This window comes from Slackia sp., from assembly GCF_977041755.1.
Window position 1 is genome coordinate 1 of record NZ_CDRRGL010000056.1, and the last position, 12,043, is coordinate 12,043.

The window sequence follows — 12,043 nt, forward strand, 5'->3', positions numbered from 1 at the left end:
TGGACGGAAGCAGCCCGGTCGAGTACAGGCTCAGCCGGGCCGCTTGATTCACTTCTTTTGCCGTTCAGGAAACGGGGTCCTTTGCAGAAATGGGAGGCGGTTCATTCCAGCCCCTTCCAACAAAAAGGGCCACGCACAATTCCGACCCTTCCCAACAAAAAGCCAGACGCGAAGCCCAACCCTTCCCAGTAAAAAGGGCCGGCACGAAGCCGACCCTTTTCAATCGCGAATCTATGCAGTTTTCGCAGCGCAGTTCAACTACAGAATCTGATCGGTTTCCTTGAACTTCACCACGTCGACCTTCTTGACCGACTTGTAAATGGTCATAGCGCCCCAGTACACAATGCCGGCGAAGATGAGCGAGTTCAGGCCCGGAATGCCAATAGCCAGAATCGAGGAGCCCTCGCCCACGCAGAACGCGAGCGCCCACACGGTAAGCGCGATGGGGTTCCACTTCTCAACCTTCTGAGGAAGCTTGCCCGACGGGCGGGTTTTCTCCAGAACGCCACGATTGCGCTTCAGGATAAAGTAATCGATGACCATAATGCCAGCCGCAGGCGGAATGGCAACACCGAGCAGCGTCAGGAAGCTCGTGAAGTAGTTGATGATGCCGATAACGGAAAGCAGCGTGCCAATGATACCGAGCGTCCAAGTCATGACGTTGCGGTTAATCTTCACGTTGAACAGTGCATTAATGGCAGTGGCAACGCCAAGGCCCGACGAATACAGGTTCATGTCGTTGAGCTTGACGGTGGAAGCGACGACGATAATCACGCCCAAAACACCCGAAGTCGCCATCATGATGTCGGTCACGTTGTCGGTGCCGGTTGCGTGAGCCAGAATAACGGCAAGCAGGTTCATGCCGAGCTCGCCCACGAAAGTGCCGATGAGGGTCATCCAAAACACTTGGGTGCCATTCTTCAGATAGCGCGCGTAGTCGGGCGTGCAAATAGCGCCCGCGATGAAGCCGCCAGCGACCATGGTAGTAGCCGTGCCGAACGTCAACTCGGGACCGGGATGCGGCGAGTTGAGGAATTCGATGAGACTGTGGTCCTGCAGCACAATTGCAGCAGAAATAACAACGGCAGCAATGAACAGCGGCACGAACACGGTAGCGAAGCGGGCAATCCAACGAATGCCGGCGATGACCAGAAGCGTGATGCCCAAGCCGGTAATGATTGCCCAAATGGGGAAATTCAGCACGCCGGTGATAGAAAGCATACCTTCAGCGAACACGGAGTTCTGAACGCCGAACCAGCCGACCATCGAAATGGCAACGACGCCACCCAAAATAGCTGAACCATTTTTGCCGAGGCCGCACCAGCGAGACAGCAAACTCGTCGAAAGGCCTTCGCGAGCGGCCGCGGTGCCGAGTGCCCAGCTTACGACCTGCAGAATAACCGAGCCGAGCATGGTTGCCCAAAAAGCGCCCCAGAACGTCATGCCGTAGCCGAGCGTTGCGCCCAAAACCAACTGCGAGACGCAGCAAATGGCGCCGATACGAATCATCAGAATTTGCCAGAGCGGTTGCTTGGCTCCTTCAGGAACGCGCGACAGTGAGTAGTCGTTGTCGATGGGTTCGTTCGCCATGGAGACCAACCCCCTTCTTTCTTTTGTTAATAGTACTCCGAATATGAAACGATGGTCTTCGAAGCGAACGTCGCGCACCGCAGGCGTGGCCAACCCGCACGCGACGGCCCTTTCGGCGACCGTCAAATTAAAGCGAGATTATACACTGTTACTTTAGTGCGACAGAGTAACAAGTTTGTTAACACCCCTATATAGGGGAATTTCTAGCCGTTGAACACAAAAGGGGCCCGAAGGCCCCTTTTTTTGGAAGAGATGTTGCAATTCTACACGACAGGCGAGCGGCTCTTTTGCTCCGCCGAACGGAGAACGATCAGCGTAGCCGCATCGCCGACAGCGTTCGCTCATGCACGAGAAAGCACCCCGTACCGCCTTAATTGACGCCCAGGCTCGACACCCCGAACCACGTTCGCCGCGCGCTCGGCCGCATAGCCCGCCCCGCGTTTAGCCGCAATCTGGGTTTTCGCTTGGCGGCCAGCCAGGCAACCGGTCAGGTCGGGCAACAAGCCAACCAATCAATTAGCGGGCCGGCCGGCCAGTCAGTAAGCCAACCAGCCAGCCCGTTAACCTGTCAGCCTGCCGCTTACTTCACCTCGTACTGCGGCAAATCTTGCAGCGCGATTACCGGCAAACCATACGGATTCTCGTCAAGCGCTTCAAGCGCGGCCGTAAACGCGCTTGCGCCCGAAAGCGCGGTCACACACGTCACGCCATGCTTCACGGCTTCGGTGCGCATGAAGTACCCATCGCCACGCGTTTCCGAACCATATGGCGTATTCACGATAAGCGCGATTTCGCCATTGGAAATCATGTCGCCAACATTGGGATGCGGCTCGGAAATCTTGCGTACGACCTCACAGCGCACGTTTCCGCCACGCAGCGTGCGCGCGGTGCCTTCGGTCGACACAATGCGGAAGCCCAAACGCTGAATCGTGCGCGCGATGGGCAGAATGTGACGCTTGTCGCGATCGCATACCGAAATGAACACGGTGCCTTCCTTCGGCAGCTCGTAGCTCACGGCGAGCTGCGTTTTCGCATAGGCCTCGGGGTACGTGCTCGCGATGCCCATGACCTCGCCCGTCGATTTCATCTCGGGGCCCAGCACCACGTTCGCGCCCGGGAAGCGACCCCACGGCATAACGGCTTCCTTCACGCAGAAGTAATCCATGCGGCGATCGTCAGCCGGCAAGCCCAGGCTTTCGATGCTGCGGCCGCTCATGATAAGCGCCGCGCACTTCGCCAGCGGCACGCCGGTCGACTTCGACACGAACGGCACCGTGCGGCTCGCACGCGGGTTCGCTTCGATGACATAAATCGTCTCGCCCTTGATGGCGTACTGCACATTGAGCAGGCCGCGCACGCCCAGGCGCAGCGCCAAGCGGCGCGTGATGTCGCGCAGCTCGCCGACCAAACGGTCGCTGAACGAGAACGGCGGAATGCAGGTGGCCGAGTCGCCCGAGTGAATGCCAGCTTCCTCAATATGCTCGAGCACGCCGCCCACATACACCTGCTCGCCGTCGCACAGCGCGTCAACGTCGCATTCAATGGCGCCCTCGAGGAAACGGTCCAAATACACCGGATGATCAGGAGAGATGCGCGTTGCCTCGGCCATGAAGGTGCGCAGGTGAGACGGGTCGTAGGCGATTTCCATGCCGCGGCCGCCGAGCACGTAGCTCGGGCGAACAAGCAGCGGGAACCCAATGCGATTGGCGACGCGTTCGGCTTCCTCGAAGCCCGTGGCCATGCCTGCAGCAGGGTACGTGATGTCGAGCTCGTCGAGCACCGCGCTGAAACGTTCGCGGTCTTCGGCCAAGTCAATCGCCTCGGGGCTCGTGCCCATAATGGTCACGCCCGATTCCTGAAGCGCATGCGCAAGCTTCAGCGGCGTTTGGCCGCCGAGCGTCACCACAACGCCGTCGGGCTGCTCGACATCGACGATGTCCATGACATCTTCGTAGGTGAGCGGCTCGAAATACAGGCGGTCGCTCGTGTCGTAATCGGTGGACACGGTTTCGGGGTTGCAGTTCACCATGATGGTTTCGTAGCCGGCCTCGTGCAGCGCGTAGCTCGCATGCACGCAGCAGTAGTCGAACTCAATGCCCTGGCCAATGCGGTTGGGACCTGCGCCCAAAATCATGGCTTTGGGCTTGTCGACGGGCACGATTTCAGAATCGCCGAAGCTCGGCTCCGCGCCCGCAGCCGCAACATGGGGCGTTTCGTAGGTCTTATAGTGGTATTCGGTTTTGCCCGCGAATTCGGCCGCGCACGTGTCGACGGTCTTGAACGTAGGCACGACGCCCAGGCCCTTACGATAGGCGCGCACAATAACTTCCTTCGTGCCCGTGAGGTAGGCGATTTGAGCATCGGAAAAACCGTATTGTTTCGCGATGCGCATAGCCGGCGCGTCGAGGTCTTCAAGGCGCAGACCTTCGAGCTGATTTTGCACAGCGGCCATATCGGCGATGCGATGCAGGAACCACGGGTCGATGCCGCACGCCTCGTGCACCGCGTCAACGGTCCAACCGCGACGCAGGGCCTCGGCCACATAGAAGATGCGGTCTTCCGTGGGGCGTGCCACGCATTCGTCAAAATGCTCTTCGTCGAAAGCGTCTTTGCCATCGGCGCCCAGACCCGCGCGGCCGTTTTCCAGCGAGCGCATGGCCTTGCCGAACGCTTCCTCGAATGTGCGGCCGATGCTCATGATTTCGCCCACGGCCTTCATACGCGTGGACAGCGTGGTGTCGGTACCCTTGAATTTCTCGAATGCGAAGCGCGGCACTTTCACCACGCAATAGTCGATAGAGGGCTCGAAGCATGCCGGCGTCACGCGTGTGATGTCGTTCGTGATTTCATCGAGCGTGTAGCCCACGGCCAGGCGCGCAGCAGCTTTCGCGATGGGGAAACCGGTCGCCTTCGACGCGAGCGCCGATGAGCGGCTCACGCGCGGGTTCATTTCGATGACGATCAGGCGGCCGTTTTTCGGGTTGAGCGCGAACTGCACGTTCGAGCCGCCCGTTTCGACGCCGATTTTCTCTAGAATCGCGAGCGAGGCCACGCGCATGCGCTGGTATTCCACATCGGAAAGCGTTTGCGCAGGCGCCACCGTAATAGAGTCGCCGGTATGCACGCCCATGGCGTCAACGTTTTCGATGGAGCACACGATGATGCCGTTGCCGGCCTTATCGCGCATGACTTCCATCTCGTATTCTTTCCAGCCGATGATGCTTTCTTCCACAAGCACCTCGCCGGCGGGAGAAAGCTCCAGACCCTGCGCCACAATCTCGCGCAGCTCCTGCTCGTCGTAGGCGATGCCGCCGCCCGCGCCGCCGAGCGTGAAGCTCGGGCGAAGCACGCAGGGGTAGCCCACCTTGCCGGCAAGTTCAACAGCATCTTCAACGGAGTACGCATAACCGCTGCGCGCGCATTCCAAACCAATTTCTTCCATGGCCTCGGCGAACAGCTTGCGGTCTTCACCGCGCTCAATGGCCGCCAAATCGCAGCCAATCATTTCGACGCCATAGCGCTCGAGCACGCCCGATTTCGCCAGCTCAACGGCCGCATTCAGGCCCGTTTGGCCACCAAGGGTAGGCAGCAGGGCGTCGGGATGTTCTTTAGCGATAACGCGCTCGATGAACTCAGCGGTAATGGGCTCCACATAGGTGCGGTCGGCCAAGCTGGGATCGGTCATGATGGTAGCAGGGTTCGAATTCACGAGCACCACTTCGTAGCCATCTTCCTTGAGCACCTTGCACGCCTGAGCGCCCGAGTAGTCGAACTCGCACGCCTGGCCGATAACGATGGGGCCCGAACCAATAACGAGAATGCGTTTGATATCGGTACGTTTGGGCATTGCCTAGGCCTCCTTCGAGCCGAAGACCCAACCAGCGAGGCGGTCTTGTGAAATGTTGATGTTCAGGTAGTCGGTATCGCCGTCCATCAGGCGACAAAACGCCGTGAACAGGTAGTGCGCATCGGTGGGACCAGGATTGGCCTCGGGATGGTACTGCACCGAGAATGTATTCTGGTCGAGTAGCTGAATGCCTTCGCAAGTGCCGTCGTTCAAGTTGACGTGCGTCAGGCGAATGCGGCCGAAGCGCTCGTTTTCAACGACGGGAGCGATGCGGCGCTGCGACCAGAAGCGAAGGTCGCCGTCGGCAGGATGCTCGGCCACGCCGCCCGAAAGCTCGGGCACAAGCTTGCCGAGGCTCGGGAACACCAGGCCGAAGCCGTGGTTCTGCGCGGTGATTTCCACCTGGCCGCTCACGAGGTTCATGACGGGCTGGTTGCCGCCGCGATGGCCGAACTTGAGCTTCTCCATTTCGCCGCCGCTTGCAAGGCTAATCATCTGGTGGCCCAGGCAAATGCCGAACACCGGCACCTTGCCAATAAGCTCGCGCGCCTGCTCGTAGGTTTCGGTCACGGCATCGGGGTCGCCCGGGCCGTTGGAGAGGAAGACGCCGTCGGGTTCCATGGCAAGCACGTCGGCAGCGGGAGTGTCCCACGGCACGACGGTAAGGTCGCAGCCCACACGCACGAGGCCCGCGAGAATCGACTCTTTCACGCCGCAGTCATACGCAACCACGTGATATTTCTTCGGCGCGGGAGCCGCCACGGCGAACGCCTGGCTTTCAGGCACCTTATCGAACGATTCCGTGGCGGCGCGGCTCACGGTTTTGGCGAGGTTGCGGCCCACCAGGCTCGGAGCTGCGGCGACCTTTTCCGCGAGCGAAGCAGCGTCAAGATCTTCGGTGGATAAAATAGCGGTCTGCGCACCGAAATCACGAATATGGCGAACGAGCGCACGAGTATCGATGCCCTCGATAGCCACGATGTTCTCGCGCTCGAGGAATTCGGGCAGGGCCATGCTCGAACGCCAATTCGAAGGGGTGCGGCACATGTCATGCACGACCAAGCCACGCAGAGCGGGCTTGGCCGACTGCGTGTCGTCGAGGTTCACACCGTAGTTGCCAATCTGGGGATACGTCATCGTGACAATTTGACCCGCATATGAAGGGTCGGTAATAACCTCAAGATAGCCCTCGAGCGATGTGTTGAAGCAAATCTCGCCCGTAACTTCGCCCGGGGCACCGCATGCCCAGCCGTCGAATCGGGTTCCGTCCTCCAATAACAAAATAGCCGCCTTGCGAGCTTTTTTGCTCGTGGCGGCTATAAGTTTCTCTGCAATTGTCACGGCTTTGGCCCCTTCTTGGCCAGCCGACAACACTGTTGCCGCAGACACGTGCCCTGTGGCGGTTTGGGTAGCTTCCATTTGCGTCTCCTTTTCGGTCTCTCGGTACCGGTTTAAAGGCACTTTCGCTCCAAATTGCATATTTATAACGAAAAGTGTATTAAACAACCCTTGATTTGCATTTGGGCGATTATAACGGCGAATCACGTCTATGGAGGAAATTTCTATAATCCACCACACTAAAGCGCGGTGAGCGGCGAGCGTAAATCAGAATGCGATTTTCTGCCAAACGTTGCGAATTCGGGGGCTTAGCAAAAGTGCGAGCCCGTTGCTTTAGTCACATATCCCCAGGTCACGGTTAGGACATGTTAACAATTCGTGGGGCAATTGACCTTCTCGACAGCGTATTCCCTTGAAAAAGGGCGTTTCATGCCCCCGAATTCGCAACTTTTGGCAGAAAACAGGGAAATCATTTACGCTGAGCCCGAAAGGCGGGGGCACGAACAAAAAAGCTGGACCGATAACATCAGCCCAGATTGGAGTTTGTATGCATACGAAAGAACACGTCGAGCCGCTCATCGTCCGCGTCAGCGCCTGAGCGCAAAACCCACGTAGCGGCTAAACTGCGTCGCGGCGCGTATTGCTCCGAAAGCGTCATCTTGGCAAAAACGCTTCTCACGTGACGGTGCGCCTTCGCTGCTCAGCGACGCTCCCCATCTAACGACATGCCTCACCTGGCAACATGTCCGCCTAGCGGGGCGTCTTGTCTAATAAGGCATACCGCCCACTAGCGCGTCCGCCCTGCGGTGCGCACCCCATCCAGCAGCACATCGCGCCTAGCGACGCAGTGCATCTGGCAAGCACTTCTCACCTGGCGGCGCGTCGTGCCTTATGGTACGCCCCACCCAACGGCCGATAATATAGCGAGTCCCGTGGCAGTCGTGCCGCCACGGGGCTCGTCAAACCATATTCAAATGAGACCAGCAGAAAAGCAGCAGGGGCAAAAGCCTACAACAGCGCAGGCGCATACGTGAGCACAGCGAGCATGCCAACACCCACTACGATGCAAGCCGCCATCGATTTCGTCTTCGCGCCCACCACGAGCACCACAGCGGCGGCCAACAGGGGCATGCCCCACAGCGCGATGTCGCCCGAAGCGACTTTCGCGGGATCAAACAGGTCATTCGTCACCAGGGCGGCAAAAGCCGCGGGCGGAATGAAATTCAGCGCACGCACAAACCGCTCAGGCAATTGTTTGCCCTTGAGCAAGAAGACGGGAAGGCAGCGGCAGGCGAGCATACACGCCAAGCACACGCCAAAAATAATGAGGAAGCTCGTAACGTCCATTGCCTACTCCCCCACTTTCATAGTCGTGTTGCGATCATCGTGGCGCACGCTCGAGAATGCGAACGCGGCACCCACGCCCACAAGCGCTCCGATCAAAATGGCGGGACCAGCAAGGCCCACGCATTTGCAGGCAATGACACCCGAGATGGAGCCAAACACGGCGACCAGATTTGCAGGAGTCACCTTCTGCATGCACAGCAAACAAATGAACAGCGACGTCATGGCAAACGAAGCGAGTGCGGTGGGCAGCGAGATTGCCGAACCGATGAGCGCACCCGCGACATTGGAAACGGTCCACGACGTAAGCGAGAACAAATTCACGAGCAAGGCGTGCTTCACCGACCAGTTGCCATTAATCATGCGCGCCAAATTCACGCCGAAGCTCTCGTCGGTTACCGTGGCGCCGAAAATGAACGCCAGGCGCTTGCCCGCGCTGCCGCAGAATTGCGAAAGCGATGCGCCATAGAGCATTTGGCGCGTGTTCACGAGCGCGACGCTGGCGATAATGGCCGAAATCGGGTTACCCGCGAGCCACATATTGGGAATCATGTATTGGCCGGCGCCTGAATAGAACAGCAGGCTCATTATCGCAATCATCCACACGTCCATGCCGGCAGCCACGCCTAAGATGCCGCACGGAATGCCCAGCACGATATAGCCGAGCACAATGGGCCATGCGGCCTGGAAGGCCTCTTTTTGCATAGCGGCAGAGACGCCGCTTTTATGAGCGACGCTCGTTTCGGCAACAACGGGTTCGGATGCGGCCGATTCAACGACGCCCGATTCAGCGCCGTCTCGTTCGACGGCGGCAGATTCAGTCGCCGCCCGGTTTTGTTTCAAATTTGTTTCAGACATAGTGCCGTGATTATAGAAGGGCGCTGCCGCTTTTCCAACCGTCTCGCACAGATATTTCACGCGCGCCAGGGCGTATTTGGGTTGTAGAGGCGCACCACCAGCACAACCCGCCACCTGTTAAATGCTCGTAGCGTTTAACAGGTTCCGACGCATGCGCAACACGAAAACAAGCAGCCACATCGAACAGCAACCCACGCCTTGATCCGCTTGCCCCAGGTTCGCCTGCCCTCGCTAGGCGCGCCTTCGGGCACCTTGGCATCCAGCGCTGCCGGCATCAGCTCACTTTTCGGAACCCATACAATCGACGCGGGAAACGCCCAGTGCGCGTACGTGCAAATGGCACAGGTGTTCCACGGCACAAGCATCGACATAATGCCCCCGGGGAATTCACGATGCTACCCCACGGCCCACAACAATGTCGATCACGAGTGTCGCCGAGAAGCACATCAGCAAAAAACAGCTGCGGCGCAATCACCTCAAGGCCGTAATAAATCATCGTAGGCACCGTGGCTCACCCCGCAATGAGCGCTTTCTTGGACAGTGCAGACGCGTCGGTCTATCGGGGCGGACCGGAGCAACGCGAGAGCAGGCTCGCTCAGCACCCCGCAAACCTCGGCCCTCGCCCGAAACAGGATCGCGTCAAGCCGCACTCGCCCAAACTCGCCCAAACACACTAACACGCAACAGCGCTTATTTCACAAGCAGAATAATACCAATCACCGTGAGCAACACATAAGTCACCTTGATGAACGTTGCCTGGCTGATACGCTTCTGCAGCTTGTTGCCGAGCCACGTAGCCACGAGCAGAAGTGGGATAGCAATAGCGACCATGACCAGGCAATCGGGCGTGTAGTGCCCCTGGCTAAGCTGCAGCGCGGCATACACGAAATTGAGCACCATCCAAATGCACGAAAGCGTTGCGCGGAACTGGTCTTTATCTTGAAGGCGCTGGAGCGCGTAAATCGCGAGAATGGCGCCGCCCGAAACGAACATGCCTTGAATGAGGCCTGCGAGCACCAGCAGCACAGCGAGCAGCCACTTCGGCATGAACCGCTGCTGTTTGAGCACCAATCCGCGCACGCCCACGACCACCACAATGGCGCCGTAAATCTTCGACAGAATGCCCAGCGGCAACACCGTGTCGAGCCAAATGCCCACAAACATGAACGGCGTCATAACCGCAAGCATAATCGCGAGCTCGCGCCAGTTGATGTGCTTCCAATTTTGAATGGCGATAAGACCGCAGCCGATCATGCCGGTGGCGTTAAGCATGGCGACGCTCTCTTGCATGCCGACGGTCGCCATGCCCGCAGGCATCGCGATAATATTGCCGGCAAAACCCGTTATCGCCTGAATGGCATAGGCGATGAAGAACACGCCCAAAAATAAACCGCGACCAACCACGAAAAACAGCCTTTCAATCTCTCATATTCGAAACAAGCAACCTTTGCCAGCGTGTCTCATTCGGAAAACGTGGCAGCATGTCTCACAAGCGATTCGCCCAAAGGCCAAGCCCGACCAGGGAGAAGCCCGCGCTGCGGAAACGAATCATCCTGTAAGTTTCGCACGCATTCTCGCCGCTTGCGGTTGCTAAATTGTAAACAACGAAGTCTTCGCGTCAACTCTGTACTATCGTGCGCTAAAGTATACAAAGCAATTAACCGACGCGGCACGCCACGCCGCGCATTTCGCCGAACGTTCAAGCAAAACTAGAGGGAGTGCACCCATGCGCCCTTATCAAATCAGCGTGTGCGGAGATTCCGCCATCAATATCGTTGTCGCCGATACCATCTCGGCCGAAGCGAGCGCCCTTGTGCGCAGCGCCGCCGCGCGCATTCAGGCAGCAGGCATTGCAGGCATCGAAGACATCGTTCCCACGTTTTGTGCCGTCATGGTCGCATACAACCCCGAAACTATTTCCTATGAGGAATTGGTTTCGGCCGTGCACGCCAACCTCGACGGCCTTTCCGCCGAAGGGGCCTCGGCTGGCAAAACCATCGTGATTCCCGTGTGTTACGGCGGCGAATTCGGCCCCGACCTTGAGCATGTCGCGCAATTCCACGGCATCACCCCCGAGGAAGTGGTGCGCCTGCACACCGAGCCCACATACCTCATCGCGATGCTGGGTTTTCTGCCGGGCTTCGCCTACCTAAGCGGCTTGAACCCCGATTTGGAAACGCCCCGTCTCGAAGTGCCGCGCGTGCACATCGAAGCCGGCGCTGTGGGCATTGGCGGCGCGCAAACGGGCATCTATCCCTTGCCCTCGCCCGGCGGATGGCAAATCATCGGCCGCAGCCCGCTGCGCCCCTACGACGCAGAACGCGAGCCGGCGTTTTTGTATGCCGCGGGCGATTCCATTGAATTCGAGGCCATTTCCCCCGATGAATATGCGGAAATCGAGGCCGCGCTGCAGGCTGGAACCTACGAATACCGCGTGAAGGAGGCGATGTAAATGGCGAAGTTCACCGTGTGCGTGCCGGGTCTTCTGACCACCGTGCAAGACCGCGGCCGCATGGGATACGCCGCGAGCGGCTTCTCGCCTTCGGGCGTCATGGATCGCCGCGCATTCTCGCTCGGCAACCTGCTTGTGGGCAATGCGGCGAATGCGCCGGCCATCGAATTCGCCTTCGCGGGCCCCACGCTCGAATTCGAAAACGACGCCGTCGTCGCCATTACGGGTGCCGATTTCAACCCGCGGCTCGACGAAGAGCGCGCGCCCATGTACCAGGCGTTCGTGGTGCGCGCCGGCCAGCGCCTCTCAATGCCGGCCGCCGAGCGCGGCGTATACGGATATTTGGCCATCGCCAACGGCGGCGTGGATGTGTCCCGCGTCATGGGCAGCGCTTCCACCAACCTGAAATGCAGCTTGGGCGGCTTCGAGGGGCGGCGCTTCGCGTTCGGCGACGTGGTGAACTTTCACGACACCACGCCGAACCCCTACTACGATTTCGGCCCCAACCACTACCGCAACGACCCGTTCTACCATTTCGAGTACCTCACGCAGGAAATTCGCGTAGTGCCCGGTCCGCAAAGCGATTTGTTCACGAGCCGCGGCATTGACACATT

The 12,043-nt window shown here is 58.9% G+C and carries 8 protein-coding genes; 2 read left to right on the forward strand and 6 right to left on the reverse strand.

Annotated elements, in window-relative coordinates; translation table 11 throughout:
* Positions 1 to 258: 258 nt before the first annotated feature.
* The 6 genes from ACWI8T_RS05545 to ACWI8T_RS05570 form a co-directional block, all read right to left on the reverse strand.
* On the reverse strand, positions 259 to 1,590 hold the full coding sequence (locus ACWI8T_RS05545; protein WP_449138244.1) for a purine-cytosine permease family protein: 1,332 nt from the start codon (positions 1,588 to 1,590) through the stop codon (positions 259 to 261).
* Positions 1,591 to 2,170: 580 nt separating this feature from the next.
* Complete coding sequence (gene carB / locus ACWI8T_RS05550) at positions 2,171 to 5,437, reverse strand: carbamoyl-phosphate synthase large subunit (RefSeq protein ID WP_449138245.1); 3,267 nt, start codon at positions 5,435 to 5,437, stop codon at positions 2,171 to 2,173.
* 3 nt (positions 5,438 to 5,440) lie between these two features.
* The gene (carA, locus tag ACWI8T_RS05555; RefSeq protein ID WP_449138246.1) at positions 5,441 to 6,856 is read right to left on the reverse strand and encodes a glutamine-hydrolyzing carbamoyl-phosphate synthase small subunit; all 1,416 of its coding nucleotides are present in this window, start codon (positions 6,854 to 6,856) and stop codon (positions 5,441 to 5,443) included.
* A 927-nt stretch (positions 6,857 to 7,783) separates the two neighbouring features.
* The gene (locus ACWI8T_RS05560; RefSeq protein WP_449138247.1) at positions 7,784 to 8,122 is read right to left on the reverse strand and encodes an AzlD domain-containing protein; all 339 of its coding nucleotides are present in this window, start codon (positions 8,120 to 8,122) and stop codon (positions 7,784 to 7,786) included.
* A 3-nt stretch (positions 8,123 to 8,125) separates the two neighbouring features.
* Entirely contained in the window at positions 8,126 to 8,824 is a 699-nt protein-coding gene (locus ACWI8T_RS05565; protein WP_449138250.1) for an AzlC family ABC transporter permease, read from the reverse strand.
* Positions 8,825 to 9,667: 843 nt separating this feature from the next.
* Entirely contained in the window at positions 9,668 to 10,381 is a 714-nt protein-coding gene (locus tag ACWI8T_RS05570) for a sulfite exporter TauE/SafE family protein (RefSeq protein ID WP_114616416.1), read from the reverse strand.
* A gap of 322 nt (positions 10,382 to 10,703) precedes the next feature.
* Here ACWI8T_RS05570 and pxpB point away from each other — a divergent pair, with 322 nt between their 5' ends.
* Positions 10,704 to 11,429 carry a 5-oxoprolinase subunit PxpB gene (gene pxpB, locus ACWI8T_RS05575; RefSeq protein WP_449138248.1) on the forward strand — a complete coding sequence of 242 codons (726 nt, stop codon included), beginning with the start codon at positions 10,704 to 10,706 and terminating at the stop codon, positions 11,427 to 11,429.
* Positions 11,430 to 12,043 (forward strand): 5-oxoprolinase subunit C family protein (locus ACWI8T_RS05580; RefSeq protein WP_449138249.1); only part of this gene is annotated, 614 nt, incomplete at its 3' end. It lies immediately after the preceding gene.

What these genes read in the sequence shown, in the direction of transcription:
- ACWI8T_RS05545 (WP_449138244.1), bottom strand. Translation starts at nt 1,590, where the DNA reads ATGGCGAACGAACCCATCGACAACGACTACTCACTGTCGCGCGTTCCT.
- carB (WP_449138245.1), bottom strand. Translation starts at nt 5,437, where the DNA reads ATGCCCAAACGTACCGATATCAAACGCATTCTCGTTATTGGTTCGGGC.
- carA (WP_449138246.1), bottom strand. Translation starts at nt 6,856, where the DNA reads ATGGAAGCTACCCAAACCGCCACAGGGCACGTGTCTGCGGCAACAGTG.
- ACWI8T_RS05560 (WP_449138247.1), bottom strand. Translation starts at nt 8,122, where the DNA reads ATGGACGTTACGAGCTTCCTCATTATTTTTGGCGTGTGCTTGGCGTGT.
- ACWI8T_RS05565 (WP_449138250.1), bottom strand. Translation starts at nt 8,824, where the DNA reads ATGCAAAAAGAGGCCTTCCAGGCCGCATGGCCCATTGTGCTCGGCTAT.
- pxpB (WP_449138248.1), top strand. Translation starts at nt 10,704, where the DNA reads ATGCGCCCTTATCAAATCAGCGTGTGCGGAGATTCCGCCATCAATATC.